Raw genomic sequence first — 17,937 nt, 5'->3', positions numbered from 1 at the left:
CGTCACTGGTTACACTACGCTCCTGCCTTAATACCCGCTCAAACTGCAAGGACACCCACACCATGACCCAAGACTCGCGCTTTGCTGCAATGCCTGATGCCAACGGCTATTTCGGCCCCTACGGCGGCCAGTTGGTTCCGCCGGAGCTGAAGCAGGCGATGGACGATATCGATGCGGCGTACGAAGAGATCCGTCAGCGCGACGACTTTCAGCAGGAGCTGGCCAGTCTGTTTGCCGATTACGTCGGCCGCCCCAGCCCGATCTTTCACGCCAAACGCCTGTCGGACAAGCTTGGTGGCGCGCAGATTCATCTCAAGCGTGAAGACCTGAACCATACCGGCGCGCACAAGATCAATCACTGCCTGGGTGAAGCACTGCTGGCCAAGTTCATGGGCAAGAAGAAGGTGATCGCCGAGACCGGCGCCGGGCAGCATGGTGTGGCACTGGCTACCGCCTGTGCGCTGGTGGGTATTCCCTGCGAGATTCACATGGGTCAGGTGGATATCGAAAAGGAACACCCCAACGTCACCAAGATGCGCATTCTGGGATGCAAGCTGGTGCCGGTTACCCGCGGCGCAGCGACGCTGAAAGAAGCGGTGGACAGCGCCTTTGAGGAGTACCTGAAGAACCCGACGGACTATATCTACGCCATTGGTTCAGTGGTTGGCCCACACCCGTTCCCGAAAATGGTGCGCGACTTCCAGTCGATCATCGGTAACGAGTCACGCGAGCAATTCCTCGCCAGGTACAACCGTCTGCCTGATCACGTTGCTGCCTGCGTTGGGGGCGGCTCCAACGCCATGGGCATGTTTACCGCCTTCCTGAACGACGAGGCCGTGCATCTGGTCGGCGTAGAGCCGGCTGGCGAAGGTCTGGACAAGGTCGGCCGCCACGCCGCCACCATGTCGGTCGGCAAGCCTGGTGAACTGCACGGCATGGCCTGCTACGTGCTGGAAGACGAACAGGGCAATCCGTCTGCCGTGCACTCGATTGCTTCCGGTCTGGACTATCCGGGCGTTGGCCCGCAGCACAGCTACCTGAAGGACATCGGTCGCGTCGACTACCAATCCGCTACCGATCAGGAATGTCTGGATGCCTTTATGACCCTGTCACGTACCGAAGGCATCATTCCGGCGCTGGAAAGCGCTCACGCAGTGGCCTGGGCCATGCGCGAAGCACCAAACCTGCCGAAAGACAGCCACATCCTGGTCAACCTGTCCGGACGCGGTGACAAGGATGCCGACTACGTCGCGCAGAAGCTGGGGCTGTAAGCGCTGCTCGGTGGACACGCCTGCGGCTTTGTCCACCCTACCTGCGGCCCAATCGTAGGGCGGACTAAGCGAAGCGTGTCCGCCAGCAGGCTCGCGATTCCATCCGTGCCGCATCATGCACTTTCGGTGGACACGCCTGCGGCTTAGTCCACCCTACCTGCGGCCCAACCGCAGGGCGGACTCAGCGCAGCGTGTCCGCCATCGGTCCCGCAGCCAAACGCAGCCCGATTTCAAAGCGTGCAGACCCCGCCCGGCACCGCCATGACCCAATCCCTCACCGCCTGAATGACTGGGTCATGCTTGCGGCTTTCCGGGTAGACCAGATAAAACGCCTTGCCCTTGATCTCCGGCCCGAAGGGCTGCACCAGCCGACCAGCGGCCAGTTCGTCCTCGATCAATTCACGGCTCATCAAGGCCACACCCTGTGCGCCGACTGCAGCCGACACCGCGTGGGTCTCATCCGAAAACACCAGTCCGGCACTCACATCCAGGCCCGGCACCCTCGCCAGTTTCTGCCAGCCCGCCCAATCCACCGGCCCGGAGCCAGCCGAGGCACTGCGAAAGTGGATCAGCGGATGCCTTGGCAGCTCACTGACATCGCGCAATCCCAAAAGTGAGCTGCAAGCCGGGATGAAGGTGTTGTCGAGCAACTTCTCGGCCACCAGCCCCGGCCAGCGGCCATCGCCATAACGGATGGCGATATCGGCCGTAATACCATCCAGCGCCACAGCCTCATGGGATGCGTGGATACGCAGATCAATATCGGGATGGGTTTCACGAAGCATGCAAACCCAGGACAGCAGCCAGCGCGAAGCGATCACCGGCGTTGTGCTCAAGGTAATCGCCTGGCGCTGCGGGGTACTGCGCAGGCGCGCAACTGCTGCACCGATATTGTTGAACGCGTCTTCCAGCACATCCTTGAGCTCGCGCCCCTGTGCAGTCAGCTCAAGCTTGCGCGGCCTGCGTACAAATAGCGAAATACCAAGAGACTCCTCCAGCGAGCGAATCTGATGGCTGATCGCCGTTGCAGTTACCGACAATTCCTCTGCCGCCTGCTTGGCACTCTCGTGCCGGGCAGCCGCCTCGAACGCGCGAAGGGCAGCCAAGGGCGGTAATTTGCGCTGCGTCATAGATGAATCCTTTTCATCCATATATAAAAATATTCATCGTTTGTCGCACTGAACAGGCGAACTTAGGCTGAGTCTGCTGCCATTTTCAGATGAATTCAACTTCAGGAGACTTACCATGCCGCACATTCTTCAGCTCGACGTCAGCGCCCGCCCCGGCCTTGCCGGCAAGGACCTGCACGGCTCGCACAGCCGCAATCTCAGCCAGCGCTTTGTCAGCCAGTGGCTGGCCCAGCGACCGGACGACACGGTCACCTACCGCGACATCGGCCAGAATCCGCCCGCCTTTATCAGCCACGACTGGATCGCGGCCAGCTTCACGCCTGAGGCACAACGTGACCCCTGGATGCATGACACCCTGGCTGAAAGTAACCAGCTTGCCGATGAACTGATCGCCGCCGACATCCTGGTCATCGGCGTTCCGCTTTACAACTTCGGCATGCCCGCCGCACTGAAAGCCTGGATCGACCAGATCGTACGTCCGGGTAAAACAGTCGATATCGACACCAGCAACCCGGACGATCCGTACACCCCGCTGCTGGCAGATCGTCCACGCCACGCCGTTATTCTCACTGCCCGCGGCGGTATCGGCTTCGGCCCCGGGGGTGAACTGGAAGCGCTAAATCACCTCGAGCCAGCCCTGATTACCGCCCTCAACTTTATCGGTATCAATCAGGTGCATCAGATTGCGATTGAGGGCCAGGAGATCGGCGGTGAGGTGCTGGCCAACTCGGTGGCGCTTGCGCAGCGCCAGATCGACGCGCTGGTGCAGGGCCTGAGCCGGGCACCAGGACCGGAACTGATCGCTGAACCGGCCTGACAGGCAGCGGTGCGTCGTTTCAGCACAGCGCAATGGCCGCGCGGGCAATCCTGTCGTACCGTGAAATTTGTCCGCTCAGCCCCCTTTTCGCACCCGGGGCTGGTGCTGTTAGACTGCCAAAATCGGCCATTGAATATCGAGAAACGGATGCAGCAGATTCCAGCCAGTCAGCATAAGCCCAAGATGGCTCAACGCAGCCTGTGGCTTGGCCTGTTGCTGTTGCTCAGCGCACCGGCGATGGCCGAGCCACCCTGCGAGAAAACCCTGCGCTGGAATGACGATCCACCGCTGAGCATGGAGCTGCCAGACGGCAGTGTCGGTGGTATTTACGTTGAACTGAACGACGCTGCAATGGAGCGGCTCGGCTGCAAAACAAGATTACGCAAGCTGCCCTGGGCACGGGCATTGAAAGAACTCGAACTTGGCCGCCTCGATATCCTGCCCGGCGCCTTTAGACTTCCGGAGCGCGAAGCGTATGCGCACTTTTCCGGCGCCGTACTGCCACCCTCTCGCAACATCCTGTTCGCTCGCCAGGACGTCATTGAACGCTGGCCAATAACGCGATTACCCGAGCTGTCCGACCTGCCCTTTCGCCTTGGCGCACAAATCGACGTTCAATACGGCCCGGATTATGCGCTATTGATGAGCGATCCGAGCTACGCCGATAGGGTGCTCATGGTCAACAACCGCTCAAACCTCTGGAACATGATCAGTAAGGGCCGCATCGACGGAGTCATCGCCGACGAACACACCGGCGCCTGGGAAATCAGACAACTGGGGCTTAGCCGCCTGATCACGGCCACCGACGTGGTCGTCTCTGCCGACGCCGCCGAAGTAGCTTTCAGCAAGCGCAGCAATGATCAGAATTTCGTCTACGCCTACGCTGCAGCCATACGTGAGTTGGTCAGTGATGGCAGTTACCAGCGCATTGTCTCCCGCTACCTCAGGCCCTGAAGCCAGCACCAACAGGCCACAGAATCGGCCCCGGCAAACCCCGAACGCATCACATCCCCGCTCTGAACTGATTGGCCGCTGAGCGCCGCTGGCCCAGGGTAAAGCGTCGCCATCAGGGAACCATCAGCCCATGCCCCGCTACCGCCGCGCACGCGCCCCGGGCGCCAGCTACTTCTTCACCGTCACCCTGCACGACCGCAAGAGCGATCTGCTGGTGCGTGAGATTGACCTGCTGCGAGAGTGCGTGCGCCGCACCAAGGCCCGCCTGCCCTTTGATATCGATTCTTGGGTGGTGCTGCCCGAACACATGCATTGCGTGTGGACGCTACCACCCGGTGACGCAAACTATGCCCTGTGCTGGCAGTTGATAAAGCATGGGGTTTCCAGTCGCCTACCGAAGAATGAGCCCATAAGCAGCAGGCGGCAGCGCCGACGGGAGCGCGGCATTTGGCAACGACGTTATTGGGAGCACCTGATTCGTGATGAGCGAGATTATGCGCGGCACATCGATTACATCCATTACAACCCGATAAAACACGGGCATGTAACCCGGCTGGCAGACTGGCCCTACTCAAGCTTTCACCGCGCGGTTGCCGCCGGTATCTATCCGGCGGATTGGGGCGATGCACCAAACGAGCAAAGCATCCAATTCGGCGAGTGAAGCACCCCAGCCGTAGGGTGGTCAGCGCGCAGCGTTGGCCACCGAAGTGGCCCAGACATCGCTATCTCAGCGTAGCATTGGCTGCAGAGTGGTAGCGTGGCGCCTTGCGCGCGGACACGCCTGCGGCTTTGTCCGCCCTACGTGTAGGATGGTCAGCGCTCAGCGTTGGCCACCGACGTGGCCCCGACATCGTTCATGCCCTACGGGTTTTTGCGCCAGGCGGCGGAGCGCGTGCGGGAGGGTTGCAGGATGGGTTTGGCTGTGGCGTCGTCATTGCGGGCGACGCTGGCCGCCGCCTTGGCCCGCGCGGCGTGGAGCTTTTTGTAACTGTCGATCAGGCGCAGGTGGCGGTCCAGCCCTTCCAGCTTCATGCTGGTCGGCGTCAGGCCGTAGAAGCGCACGCTGCCGTCGACCGAGCCGATCACCGCGTCCATCCGCTCGTTGCCGAACATGCGCCGGAAGTTGGGCTCAAAATCGGCCAGTTCAAGCTCCTCGTCCAGCAGCACTTCCAACACCACGTTGACCGCCTGATAGAACAGACCGCGCTCGACGGTGTTGTCGTTGAACTGCAGAAAGGCTTCGACCTGCTCCTTGGCGTCCTCGAAGCGCTCCAGCGCCAGATAGATCAGCAGCTTCAGCTCAAGAATGGTCAATTGACCCCAGGTGGTGTTGTCGTCGAACTCGATGCCGATCAGCGTCTTGATGTCGGTGTAGTCATCCAGCTCGCTTTCTTCCAGCCGCTCGACCAGACCCTGCAACTGCTCATCACTCAGGCTGTGCAGATTGAGAATGTCTTCGCGGAACAGCAGCGCCTTGTTGGTGTTGTCCCAGATCAGATCCTCGACCGGATAAATCTCGGAATAGTCCGGCACCAGAATCCGGCAGGCGTTGGCACCCAGATCGGTGTAGGTCGCCATATAGGCTTCCTTGCCGATGTCCTTGAGGATGCCGAACAGGGTGTCCGCTTCCTGCTGGTTGGAGTTTGCGCCCTCACCGGAGAAGTCCCACTCGACAAAATCGTAGTCGGGTTTGGCGCTGAAGAAGCGCCAGGACACCACACCGCTGGAGTCGATAAAGTGCTCAACAAAGTTGTTCGGCTCGGTCACCGCCTGAGACTCGAAGGTCGGCTGCGGCAGGTCGTTCAACCCTTCAAAGCTGCGCCCCTGCAGCAGCTCGGTGAGGCTGCGCTCCAGTGCCACTTCGAGGCTCGGGTGCGCGCCAAAGGAGGCAAACACACCGCCAGTGCGCGGGTTCATCAGCGTCACGCACATGACCGGAAAGCGGCCGCCGAGCGAAGCGTCCTTCACCAGGACCTGGAAGCCCTGCTCTTCCAGCCCCTTGATGCCGGCAACAATGCCCGGATACTTCGCCAGCACAGAATCCGGCACATCCGGCAGCGCCAGCTCACCTTCCAGAATCTCGCGCTTGACCGCCCGCTCAAAGATCTCCGACAAACACTGCACCTGCGCTTCGGCCAGGGTATTGCCCGCGCTCATGCCGTTGCTGAGGAACAGGTTTTCGATCAGATTGGAGGGAAAGTACACCTCCTTGCCGTCAGACTGCCGCACGAACGGCAGCGCGCAGATGCCACGCTCGGCGTTGCCGGAGTTGGTGTCGATCAGGTGCGAGCCGCGCAGTTCGCCTTCCGGGTTGTAGATCGCCAGACAATGGGAATCGAGCAGCCCCGTGGGCAGCGCATCATTGCGTCCGACCTTGAACCAGCGCTCGTTCGGATAGTGGACGAACTCGGCATTGGCGATGTCTTCGCCCCAGAACTGGTCGTTATAGAAGAAGTTGCAGTTCAGCCGCTCGATGAACTCGCCCAGTGCCGAGGCCAGCGCCGCCTCCTTGGTCGCGCCCTTGCCGTTGGTAAAGCACAGCGGCGACTGCGCATCGCGGATATGCAGCGACCAGACGTTGGGCACGATGTTGCGCCAGGAGGCGATTTCGATCTTCATGCCCAGCCCGGCGAGAATGCCGGACATGTTGGCGATGGTCTGTTCCAGCGGCAGGTCCTTGCCAAGAATCCGCGTGCCCTCACCCACGGTCTGCACCGGCATCAGCAGCGACTGGGCGTCGGCGTCCAGATTTTCGACCTCTTCGATGACAAAGTCCGGGCCGGTCTGCACTACCTTCTTGACCGTGCAGCGTTCAATTGAACGCAGGATGCCAAGGCGGTCCTTCTCGGAAATATCGGCGGGCAGCTCAACCTGAATCTTGAAGATCTGCTTGTAGCGATCTTCCGGGTCAACGATGTTGTTCTGCGACAAGCGAATGTTGTCCGTCGGGATATTGCGGGTGTTGCAGTACAGCTTGACGAAATACGCCGCGCACAGCGCCGACGACGCCAGAAAGTAATCAAACGGCCCCGGCGCGGAGCCATCGCCCTTGTAGCGAATCGGCTGGTCAGCCACCACCGTGAAGTCATCGAATTTGGCTTCAAGTCGCAGGTTGTCGAGAAAGTTGACCTTGATTTCCATGCATGCACCAGCGTTTGAGGGGCGAATTGAACAGCCGGCCATTATCCGGCTTTTACCGCGAATGTCATGTCGCACTCGACGACGCAGCGGACCACTGGTCGCGCGGCCGGCTCCCAGACACGCTCGCAGCCGGTCGCCAGAAGGCAGACCGAAAAAAACATCGGCGCGCGGTAGCGAGCCGAGGCACTCTGCCACTATATTGAGCGGCATGAACCCAGCACCCCTGATTCCTCACGACAAGCTACTGGATTTGCTGCTGGATGTCGTTTGCGTCGTAGACAAGGAAGGACGCTTTTTATCCGTTAGCGCAGCCAGCAAACGGGTTTTCGGCTATTCGCCCGAAGAACTGATAGGCCGCACCACGTTTGAGCTGATGCATCCCGATGACCGGGAAGCCACCCGCCAGCTTGCCCGACAGATTACCGCAGGGAAGCCCTCGGCTGACCACGAAAACCGCTACATTCACAAGCAGGGCCATATCGTCCACATCATGTGGTCGGCCCAGTGGTTCGAGGCCGAGCAGGTGCGTGTTGGCGTTGCCCGCGACATCACCAGGCGAAAACAGGCCGAGGCCAGACAAGCCGCCGTCTATGCGGTTTCTGCCGCGGTGCACTCGGCAGAAACATTGCCGATGCTCTACCAGCGCATGTACGACCTGATTAACCAGCACTTGCCGACCAGGACGCTTACTGTTGCACTCTATGACGCCGAGGCAGATCAGCTGACCTTCCCCTACCACGCCGGTGAAGACCTGCCGCCCCCCGCGCAGGGGCCGCTTGCAGCCCACCCGTCTCTGGCCCCAATGATACGCCCACAGCACTATGACACCCCGGCGAGCGCTCCAGATGCGCCCGAGAACCCGCTCTGCGTGCCTCTTCTGAACGACACGACCCCTATCGGCGCCCTTATCGTCCACCACCAGCCTGCAAATAACGGCTTCGACGAACGTGATATATCCTTTCTGCAATTCGTTGCCAGCCAGCTGGCGACCGCGATCAGCCGACACCAGGCCCACACCCGGCTTTCCTTTCTGGCGCAGCACGATCAACTGACCAGGCTACCCAACCGCGCCCTGCTGATGGACCGACTGCAAACTGGCCTGCAGCGAGCGGAGCGCAACAATGGACGACTGGCCGTGCTGTATCTGGATCTGGACAGTTTCAAACAGATCAATGACACCTACGGCCATGCCGTTGGCGACCATCTGCTGCAACAGGTAGCCCACAGATTGCGCCAGAGCGTGCGCGAATCCGACAGCTGCGGCCGACTGGGCGGCGACGAATTTGCAGTAGTACTCGACGGCATCCGAGAGCAACAGGATGCCGCAACCGTCGCGGGAAAAATCCTCGGCAATCTGAGCGCACCCTTCCTGATTGAAGGCCATACCCTGACCTGCACACCGAGCGTCGGTATCGCCGTCTATCCAGAACATGGCGACAGCCAACGTCGGCTGATGCACCGCGCCGACAACGCCATGTACGCAGCCAAACGCAGCGGTGGCGCGGGTTACGCCTTTTTCCTCTCGGACGACGCCGTCTGAAGATCCAAACGTGCGAAGTATCACAGCCACCCGTTTGCGCAGACGGCTGCCCGGTTCAGAAAAACTTGGCGCCCAATAAGGTCGCCACGGTAAGCAAACCCGCGACAGCAACAGGCAGCAGAATCAGGCTCCATGCCAGCGAGGGCTTCATGCTGAGAAAAAACCGGCGAACCCGTTGCTGGATTCCATAACGAAAGCCGCTGCGAAACAATGAATGAGCCGCCATCACATAGGGATCAACAAAACGCGCCCTTGGATTGCCCGGTGTCGATACTGGATCTCTTGAGTTGCCAAAGATATACAGCAGGTTCATCACCGGAAACGCGATACCCAGCACAAGCGCAATATAGATATTGGTTCCGGAGTCCCTGATACGCTTGATAAGTGCGATGACAACAGCGTAAACCGCCACCAGCCAAATCACGATAATCACAGCGTCTCTCAATTGCTGTGGCAGCAGGATAGCCATCGCGAACGCAACCAAAAATGCCGCGGGGAGCAATAGCGTCATTCCAGTGAAAAACTCGGTTCGACTCAGGCGCCCGTCGGGACGGAACATGGAACTGAAAAACCACCCCCACCCCGTGCGCGGAGGAGCACTTGCAATACTTCTGTGCGCTGCACCAACCAGCAGACACAGCCGCTGCATTGACTCCTCACTCACCGGCCAATTGATGTTCTGGTCCTGAGTCCAGTGAAAGCTGTCATCAAGAAGCACCAGAACGCCGGGCGGCAACAGCGATTGTTCCGGCGCTTCCAGCAGATCAATGACTGCCGGAAGAAGGTTGGCGCCATGACGCAACCGGATGTCCAGATTGCTCAGCTCCGGTGTACTCAGCAGCGCCTGCCAAATTGCTGGATCGGCGCGGCGCTGGGGGTCGTCGAGCACTTCAATGAAAGCATCAGCCAGCGCCTGCATACGCAGATTGAAGCGCTGCCGAGCGTCGGCCTCTTCCTGCTCCTGCTCGCGCTGCACACGCAGCGCCTCCAAAAGGGCCGGATCCGGCTCGTGCACATCAGGTGACGCCGCCGCTGCCTCAAGCTGCTCCGCGGGAGCCGGGCCCGGCTCGGGCTCCCGAGGGCCTGTGCGCGCAGCTTCCCGGGCACTCATTACCGACGCCCGCTCATAGGCTTCTCGCAGCGCCATGAACTCGGCCGGTCGCTCCTCCGGATGCACATCCTTCAACAACCGGGCGTAGGCCCGCTTGATGGTGCGCAGATCGCTGTAGGGTTCGACGCCCAGCGTCACCCAGCAGCTCACCAGCGCCCCCGGCTGTTACGCAGCTCCGCCAGTTTCTGGCCAACGGCGTCACGGGCAGCAGCGCAGCGCTGTAAATCCTGTGAGTCCATGGCCGCCTCGAAATACTCAATCAACTCCTCAAGATAGCGGCGTTCCTCACCAAGCGTCTCTGCCCACATCCTCTCTGCTTCACCCATCAAGGCAATGTTGGCGCTGTCCTCACGAGGGTGAAACTTGAGTTTTTCCATCTCCTTGAGCAGCCGCTCCAGCGTCTTCTCGTCCAGTTCGCTGGTGGTGTTCTGAATCACCAGCGTGCTCCGAACGCCGGTACTGACGACCACCGCCTCCACTTCGAGTACACCATTGATGTCGTAGGTAAAGCGCACATCAACCGACTCCTCGCCGGCCCTGCCGCCAGGAAGCTGAACCGCCAATTCGCCAATCTTGATGTTGTTGCGCACCATCCGCTGTTCGCCCTGAAACACCGACAGGTTCACCACCCTCTGATTGTCGGCAACGGTGTAGTAGCGATCCACCCGACTGGTCGGGATGACCGTGTTACGCGGAATGATCACGCTGAAAAATCCATGCGCACGCTCGCCGCCAATATCCTTGGCGATCTCGATACCCAGTGAAAACGGACACACATCCGTCAGCACCGTGTCGCGCAGACCGGCGTCACGCTCCTTCAGGGCAGCCTGCACCGCCGCCCCCATGGCAACAACAAGGTCGGGGTCGATGGTGATGGCCGGTATACGGCCGAACAGCCGTCCCACATGACTGCGCACGACAGGCATGCGGGTGGCGCCGCCAACCAGGATGACCTCGTCAAAATCATCGCGGCTCATGCCGGCATCGAGCACCGCGCGCTCGATTGGCCCCCGGATCCGCTCCAGCAGCACAATGCACGCCTGAACAAAGGCGTCACGCGTAAATGTGAGACTGTGTTCCTTGCCAGCCAGACTGAGCGTCATCAGCACCTCGTGCTGCTCGGCCAGGGCTTTTTTGGCTTCGTCACAAACGCGATACAGATGTGCACGATCTTCCCTGCTCAGACTTTGGCGCTCGCAGCCGATTTGCTCACAGACGGCACCAAGCATGGCCGCAGTAAAATCCTCGCCCCCCAGAAAACTGTCACCACTGGTGGCATGCACCTCAAGCAGGTCTTCGAATTTTTCCAGAATGGAAACGTCGAGCGTTCCGCCGCCCAGGTCAATGACGATAAAACGGCATTCCTCTTCGTTTTCCTGAATACCGTACGCCAGTGCCGCGGCGGTTGGCTCATTGATCAGTCGCTCTGCCTTGAGTCCGGCAAGGCGAGCAGCATTCAGGGTGGCAGTACGCTGATGATTGTTGAAATAAGCGGGAACGCTGATGATTGCCTCGTCAACGGGCTCACCGAGGTATACCTCGGCATCCGCCTTGAGCTGCTTGAGTACCAGCGCAGAGAGTTCCTCGGCGCTGAACTGGCGATTGCCCAGCCTGATCCTCTCACTGGTACCCATGAGACGCTTGAACTGTGCAGCCGTTTTTTCAGGATGGGTAACCAGCCGGTCCTTCGCAGCACGACCAACCGTGACCATGCCATCATCATCTACGCTGACTACCGAGGGTGTCAGCAATTCACCCAGCGCGTTGGGAATGATGATGCTCTTGTCGTCACGCCAAACACTGATCAGGCTGTTTGTGGTGCCCAGATCTATCCCTACGACGGCCATGCCCCAATTCCTTCTGTCGGCTTTTTTGCGGCCAGTATATACAGAGCAATCACAGCAGGAACAGACCAGAAATGGCCTTTGGCCAATAGGCGATTCCAACCAGACAGCACAACACAAAACACAAAGGCCGCCCGAGGCGGCCTTTGTGTTGCTGTGCAGACTTGAATCAGGCAGCAGCCAGATCCGATTCTGCCTCGGCCAGCATGGCAAACTCTTCGTCGGCGGACTTGGCAACCAGATGCTTGCGGCTGTAGCCGAAGTAGTACGCAGCACCGATCACGAACAGGCCCATGGTGAAGAAGAACGCACGCGGATCGAAAGCGTAGACGCCGGTCAGTGCAATCAGTGACAGCACCAGCGCGATACCCGAGGTCACCACGCCGCCCGGGGTCTTGTAGGGGCGTGGCAGCTCTGGCTGTTTGATGCGCAGCAGGATGTGACTGAGCGCCATCAGTGCGTAGGACACGGTCGCACCGACAACAGCCATCGCCAGCATCAGATCACCCTCACCGCTCAGCGAGGCGATAAAGCCGAAGATACCCGGCACAATCAGTGCGCGGGCCGGCACCTTGCGATCGGTGGTCAGTGACAGCGACTTGGGCAAATAACCGGCACGTGACAGAGCAAACACCAGACGGCTGTAGCCGTAGATGATCGAGAAGAACGACGCCACCAGACCGGCCAGACCCAGCACGTTGACCAGTGTCGCCAGACTGGTGTTACCGGTTGCGTTCAGCGCATCCACCAGCGGTACCGCGCTTTCGCCCATGGCTTGCGCCCCTGCGGCGCCGGGCACCAGCACCACCACCATCAGCGCAGTGAACAGCAGGAAGAGCATGGCACCGATAATGCCCTTGGGCACGTCCTTGCCCGGGTCCTTGGCTTCTTCAGCTGCCAGCGGCACACCTTCAACCGCCAGGAACAGCCACATGGCGAACGGCAGTGCCGCCCACACGCCGTACCAGCCCAGCGGCAGCAGCTCGCTGGCACCGTTGGCGTCGGTCATGGCGATGTCGAACAGGTTGTTGATATCGAAGTGCATGACCAGCGCCACACCGGTAGCCACGATGGCGAAGACCGCCAGACCGCTGATTACCATCATCACTTTCAACGCTTCACCCACGCCCGCCAGGTGAATGCCGACGAACACCAGATAGAAGATTGCGTAGACCCACGGCCCGTTGAAACCGAGCAGCGCTTCCACCGCCGAACCAATGAAGATAACGATGGCCGCCGGAGCCAGCGCATATTCGATCAACACCGCAAGCCCGGTCAGAAAGCCCCCGGTCGGTCCCATCGCCTGCCGGGCAAAGCTGTAACCACCACCCGCAGCCGGAATGGCCGCGGACATTTCCGCCAGCGACAGTACCAGGGTCAGATACATCAACCCCATGAGCACTGCGGCAATCGCAAAGCCCGCCCAGCCCGCCTGCGCGATGCCGAAGTTCCAGCCGGCAAAATCACCGGAAATAACATAAGAGACGCCGAGCCCGGCGAGCAGAATCCAGCCCGCAGTCCCGCGCTTGAGTTGCCGTTTGGCAAGGTACGCCTGATGGTCGTTAGACATGAGAGATCCTCAGTGGTGTTGCAGTTGTGAATGACGCCTCCCCGACGTCACTCGGAAACCAGAAAATTGCGACCGCTGCCGCCGTGCTCGATCACCGCGTCTTCGGTGCGGTCCTTGAGGTTGACCCCCGAGAGCTTCAGCCGCTGCGCCTCGCGCAGCAGATACAGCGCCCGCTTGGCCCCCTCGACATGCGGCAGCCCTGCCGGCCGCACGTTGGAAATGCAGTTGCGTGATGCATCGGTCAGCCCCGGTTTGGGCGACCAGGTCAGGTACAGCCCAAGGCTGTCCGGCGAACTCAGACCCGGACGCTCACCAATCAGCAGCAATACCGCGCGGGCGTTGAGCAGCGCGCCCACGTCATCACCAACGGCAACGCGGCCCTGCTCAACGATGGTCAGCGGCGCCAGTGAGCACTCCGGTAACTCGCTGGCGAGCAAGCCCATAAAGCGCTGCAGAAACGGCACCGCGTTCTGCGCAATCGCGCGGGATGACAGGCCGTCCACGATCACGATGGCCAGATCGCTCGGCTGCTCGCAGCCCAGTTTGATCAGTTGCTCACGCGAGGCGTCGTCCAGCAGACGGCCCAGATCCGGACGCTGCAGATAGGTCATGCGATCAGTCGCCTGACTGTGCAGGCGAATCGGCTCACCCAGCGCAGCCAACTGCGGGTCAGCAGCCAGCTCACTGCAAAGGGCGTCGATATCCAGCGGCAGATGCACCGCGTCGCGGGCCTGCGCGTGGGACAGCTGGAACGCCAGCAGCTCGCTGGTCGGCAGGCTGATCCCTGCGCGCCCTAAGCCAATACGCGCATCGGTAAATTCGCGCAGGCGACGCCAGGGGTTCTCGACCACCGCACCGGGCTGGTTGCGGGTTTTGTCATTTGACGAACTCATGCTCTGCCTCCCGGCAACGCCTTCAGTGAGCGGGCAAAGGGCTCAGGCAGCGCGTCGTGCAGAATGTGACGGTCGGCATCGCGCATGATCTGCATGCGGATCAGCCACTGCTCAAACTCCGGCGATGGCCGCAGCCCCAGCGCACGGCGCGCATACAGCGCGTCATGGAATGAAGTGGTCTGGTAATTGAGCATGATGTCGTCCGAGCCGGGGATGCCCATCACGAAGGAGCAGCCCGCCACGCCCAGCAGGGTCAGCAGGTTGTCCATGTCGTTTTGATCCGCTTCGGCGTGGTTGGTGTAACAGACATCGCAGCCCATCGGCACGCCGAGCAGCTTGGCGCAGAAGTGATCTTCCAGCCCGGCCCGAATGATTTCCTTGCCGTCGAACAGGTACTCCGGGCCAATAAAACCGACCACAGTGTTGACCAGCAGCGGCTTGAACTTGCGCGCGACTGCATACGCGCGGGCCTCGCAGGTCTGCTGGTCCAGACCATGATGCGCGTTGGCCGACAGCGCACTGCCCTGCCCCGTCTCGAAATACATCACGTTGTTGCCCACCGTACCGCGCTTCAGGCTCAACGCCGCCTGCTGCGCTTCGGCCAGGGTAGCCAGGTTGAAACCGAAGCTAGTGTTCGTTCCCTCGGTGCCACCGATCGACTGGAACACCAGATCAACCGGCGCCCCGGCCTCGATGCACTCGATGGTATTGGTCACATGGGTCAGTACGCAGGATTGGGTCGGGATCTCATACTTCTCGATCACCTCGCCCATCAGCTTCATCAATTTGATGGCCTGCGCCACGTTGTCGGTAGCAGGGTTGATACCAATCACCGCATCACCGTTACCGTAGAGCAGCCCATCGAGAATGCTGGCAGCGATGCCGTTGACATCATCGGTCGGGTGATTTGGCTGCAAGCGGGTCGACAGCCGACCGGGCAATCCGATGGTGTTGCGAAACGCGGTGGTCACATGGCACTTCCTGGCGACCAGAATCAGATCCTGATTGCGCATGATCTTGCTCACCGCCGCCGCCATCTCCGGCGTCACGCCCGCACGGATCGACTGCAATACCTCCGGGGTCGCGTGGTCGCTCAGCAGCCAGTTGCGAAAGTCCCCGACGGTCAGGTGCGATATGGGCGCAAACGCCGCCGGCTCATGCTCGTCGATAATCAACCGAGTGATCTCGTCCGCTTCATAGGGCACCAGCGCTTCGTTCAGGAAGGTCTTCAGTGGTACCTCGGCCAGCGCCATCTGCGCGACCGCGCGCTCCTCGGCAGACAGCGCAATAACCCCGGCCAGTCGATCACCGGAGCGCTGTGGAGTCGCCTTGGCCATCAACTCGGCCAGATCGCGGAAGCCGAAGGTTCGGCTGCCCAGCGTATAGCGGTAGGAATGCGTCATCGTGTTACCTCAGGCATGCAAATTGCTGCGAATGTCGCGCAAGTCACGCGAAGCAGCGGAAGATGCCTGAAACAGATGCGATGCCTGTTCCAGCGGGCTATCAAGATTTGGCAAAAGTGCCCCAGGCGGCCCACTGAAGCCCTTTGAGGCATATTCCACCCGAGCATCCTGCGTTAGGATGCCGCCAACTGAACACGCGAGCGCTCGCCAATGCAGCCCATAACGGAGCACAACGCACCAGCAAGGAGCACACGTGAGGCACAGGACGCCGACGAACACGCCCACAACCTGACCAACTGGCAGCAGGAATATGACCAGTTGGGCGGCGGGCGCTTCTATGGGCGAATAGATGAAGTGGCGCTGGACGGCTGCCAACTGTTCAAGGAGCACACCAACCGTGCGCTGCGCCAGCAGTGCAACGTCTGGAAGGATGCGCTCTGGCTGGGTATCCCCGCCCGCGCGGCAGACTGCCGCATTAACGGTCTTGAGGTCGGCAGTGATCAACTGATGTGCCGCCCCGGCAGCCGCGACTTTGAATTGATGACCCCCGATGCCTTCGACATCTACGGCATCGTCATCAAGGAAGAAATGCTACTGCGCGCCGCCGAGCGCGAAGAGCGCGCGCTGGATCTGAAATCACTCGAACACAGCCCGCGTCTGACCGTACCGCAGGAGCAGCTCGACCAGGTTCGCGGCCTGCTGGAGCAAGTGCTCTACCGCGGCGCCCTCGGACTCGATAGTGAACACCAGAAGCAACTCGCCAGCCAGGCCCTGCTGGAACTGGTCGCCAACGCCGCCCAACCGGCCGCAGCGCCCAGCTACGCGCATCGGCGCAAGGTAGTCGAGCAAGTGAAAGCCTATCTGGCCGAACACCCGGAAGCCCCGCTGAGCATTCCCGAGCTGTGCGAGCGCGTACACGTCAGCCGTCGCACCTTGCAATACAGCTTCGAGAGCATTCTTGGCATCAGCCCGCTGCAGTTCCTGCGCAGCGCCCGCCTCAACCGCGTTCGCCGCGCCCTCAGCGACCCGCAACAAACCAGCCCTATCGCCGTCATCGCGGCAGACAGCGGCTTCTGGCATCCGGGGCAGTTTGCCCGGGATTACAAAGCGTTGTTTGGTGAGAATCCGTCGGAGACGGTGAGAAGGAGTCGCTAACCGAGTTGACGGTCAGTGCTGCGCAGGCTCGCCTTCCAAGCGCCAATCAGTGAGCCACCAGACACAAAAAAGCATAAACATCGCCAGGGGCGACGCGGCATACAATGCCCTCAATCTCATACCAACTCCCTAATCTGCGGCCGGGAAGCAGAGTCCGGCCCGACCGCAGTCAGCAAGGCGGTATCAGGCGCGAGCTGGAAGTACCGGCTCGCAGAAGCTCAGCAGCCCTTGTTCCTGCATCTCTTTAATGAAATTCAGAACCGTTTGCTCAACAACACGACCGAACGCATCTGCCGGCGTTGTCGGTTGCGTGTTGAAGGGCGCACGCTTATTGCCAATGGTCGTATGCAGCGCATGCTTGTATGAACCGGAGTGGGTATTGCCATCCGCATCCACAAGCTCGATGGTTGCTTCGTAGTAATCGGTAACCAGCGAGCCCGCGGCACCCAGCGTCAGACCGGTAGCAAAGCCCTTGGCAGCTGCGCCACTGACGTTACCCACATTGTTCACAATGACACGGATGCTGTAGTTGGCGCCTGCTGCGCCCGGTACAACCACGCCGGAGGCACGCAAGGTTCGCTCTACATGGCCGCGCAATTCTGAATCGGCACGAGCAAAGTGAGTACCGTTGCGCCGAAACTCGACACTGACGTTTGAGTTGTATGGCGTTGCAACCGACTTGATGTCGCTATAAGCAGTCTTCCCATAGGTGGGGTCGACGTAGGATTTGGTCGTCATACAGCCCGACAGAAATGCAATTAAAAACAGGGAAAACATCAATCTAATGGAATTCATACGGCCTCTTTCTTGTTGTATTTTTCACTTCCCTTTACGCCACACCCAATGACGTAACCTAACAGCTGCTCTGTCTGTTTCTTTCGCCAGCCCTCCCTTCACGCGTACAAGTGAATCGGCATGAGGACCACACCCATTCGAGTGGCCGCTCCTGGCACACACGAGCGACGACAAAGCGCACCAGTGCCAGGCGAGCAAGAAAATACAAGGGGATAAAGCATGTACCGGCGCCCGAGGCACGGCCGCCAAAACCACCGGGCAGCAGATGCGACCGATGATAAGAAGATGATCCGACAGCAGAACTGCCTGGAAA

14 protein-coding genes are annotated in these 17,937 nt (G+C 60.3%); 6 read left to right on the top strand and 8 right to left on the bottom strand.

All coding sequences use genetic code 11. The features are described from left to right. The first annotated feature begins 62 nt into the window (after positions 1–62). Positions 63–1,271, top strand: a complete 1,209-nt coding sequence (gene trpB, locus O5O48_RS12220; RefSeq protein ID WP_269687142.1) for a tryptophan synthase subunit beta — start codon at positions 63–65, stop codon at positions 1,269–1,271. A gap of 230 nt (positions 1,272–1,501) precedes the next feature. On the opposite strand, the gene O5O48_RS12215 is transcribed toward trpB, so the two are convergent. Continuing rightward, positions 1,502–2,401 (bottom strand): LysR substrate-binding domain-containing protein, encoded by a 900-nt coding sequence (locus tag O5O48_RS12215; RefSeq protein ID WP_269687141.1) that lies wholly within the window; start codon positions 2,399–2,401, stop codon positions 1,502–1,504. Between the two features lie 115 nt (positions 2,402–2,516). Here O5O48_RS12215 and O5O48_RS12210 point away from each other — a divergent pair, with 115 nt between their 5' ends. From O5O48_RS12210 to O5O48_RS12200, 3 genes are all read left to right on the top strand, one after another. Beyond that, positions 2,517–3,218 carry an FMN-dependent NADH-azoreductase gene (locus tag O5O48_RS12210; protein WP_269687140.1) on the top strand — a complete coding sequence of 234 codons (702 nt, stop codon included), beginning with the start codon at positions 2,517–2,519 and terminating at the stop codon, positions 3,216–3,218. A 147-nt stretch (positions 3,219–3,365) separates the two neighbouring features. Further along, a complete protein-coding gene (locus tag O5O48_RS12205; RefSeq protein ID WP_269687139.1) occupies positions 3,366–4,172 on the top strand; it encodes a substrate-binding periplasmic protein in 807 nt (268 codons plus the stop codon). A gap of 130 nt (positions 4,173–4,302) precedes the next feature. Continuing rightward, on the top strand, positions 4,303–4,833 hold the full coding sequence (locus O5O48_RS12200; RefSeq protein ID WP_269687138.1) for an REP-associated tyrosine transposase: 531 nt from the start codon (positions 4,303–4,305) through the stop codon (positions 4,831–4,833). A 200-nt stretch (positions 4,834–5,033) separates the two neighbouring features. Here O5O48_RS12200 and O5O48_RS12195 read toward each other — a convergent pair whose 3' ends face one another. Beyond that, positions 5,034–7,313 carry an OsmC domain/YcaO domain-containing protein gene (locus O5O48_RS12195; RefSeq protein ID WP_269687137.1) on the bottom strand — a complete coding sequence of 760 codons (2,280 nt, stop codon included), beginning with the start codon at positions 7,311–7,313 and terminating at the stop codon, positions 5,034–5,036. 208 nt (positions 7,314–7,521) lie between these two features. Here O5O48_RS12195 and O5O48_RS12190 point away from each other — a divergent pair, with 208 nt between their 5' ends. Next, positions 7,522–8,853 (top strand): sensor domain-containing protein, encoded by a 1,332-nt coding sequence (locus O5O48_RS12190; RefSeq protein ID WP_269687136.1) that lies wholly within the window; start codon positions 7,522–7,524, stop codon positions 8,851–8,853. Between the two features lie 55 nt (positions 8,854–8,908). Here the strand turns inward: O5O48_RS12190 and O5O48_RS12185 are convergent, their stop codons facing one another. From O5O48_RS12185 to O5O48_RS12165, 5 genes are all read right to left on the bottom strand, one after another. Continuing rightward, the gene (locus O5O48_RS12185; protein ID WP_269687135.1) at positions 8,909–10,114 is read right to left on the bottom strand and encodes a J domain-containing protein; all 1,206 of its coding nucleotides are present in this window, start codon (positions 10,112–10,114) and stop codon (positions 8,909–8,911) included. Continuing rightward, positions 10,111–11,811: a molecular chaperone HscC gene (locus tag O5O48_RS12180; RefSeq protein ID WP_269687134.1), complete on the bottom strand. Its 1,701-nt coding sequence runs from the start codon at positions 11,809–11,811 to the stop codon at positions 10,111–10,113. The genes O5O48_RS12185 and O5O48_RS12180 overlap by 4 nt, the downstream gene beginning before the upstream one ends. A gap of 166 nt (positions 11,812–11,977) precedes the next feature. After that, a complete protein-coding gene (eat, locus tag O5O48_RS12175) occupies positions 11,978–13,378 on the bottom strand; it encodes an ethanolamine permease (RefSeq protein ID WP_269687133.1) in 1,401 nt (466 codons plus the stop codon). A 47-nt stretch (positions 13,379–13,425) separates the two neighbouring features. Further along, positions 13,426–14,271, bottom strand: coding sequence for an ethanolamine ammonia-lyase subunit EutC (gene eutC, locus O5O48_RS12170; RefSeq protein ID WP_269687132.1), 846 nt, complete (start codon positions 14,269–14,271; stop codon positions 13,426–13,428). Then, complete coding sequence (locus O5O48_RS12165; protein ID WP_269687131.1) at positions 14,268–15,674, bottom strand: ethanolamine ammonia-lyase subunit EutB; 1,407 nt, start codon at positions 15,672–15,674, stop codon at positions 14,268–14,270. Before O5O48_RS12165 ends, eutC begins: the two co-directional genes overlap by 4 nt. Positions 15,675–15,884: 210 nt before the next feature. Here O5O48_RS12165 and O5O48_RS12160 point away from each other — a divergent pair, with 210 nt between their 5' ends. Continuing rightward, on the top strand, positions 15,885–16,829 hold the full coding sequence (locus O5O48_RS12160) for a helix-turn-helix domain-containing protein (protein ID WP_269687130.1): 945 nt from the start codon (positions 15,885–15,887) through the stop codon (positions 16,827–16,829). A gap of 183 nt (positions 16,830–17,012) precedes the next feature. On the opposite strand, the gene O5O48_RS12155 is transcribed toward O5O48_RS12160, so the two are convergent. Next, a complete protein-coding gene (locus O5O48_RS12155; RefSeq protein WP_269687129.1) occupies positions 17,013–17,624 on the bottom strand; it encodes a hypothetical protein in 612 nt (203 codons plus the stop codon). Positions 17,625–17,937: the final 313 nt, after the last annotated feature.

Source organism: Halopseudomonas sp. MFKK-1, assembly GCF_027474385.1.
GTDB lineage: Bacteria > Pseudomonadota > Gammaproteobacteria > Pseudomonadales > Pseudomonadaceae > Halopseudomonas > Halopseudomonas aestusnigri.
This window is presented reverse-complemented; position numbering and strand designations above follow the sequence as displayed.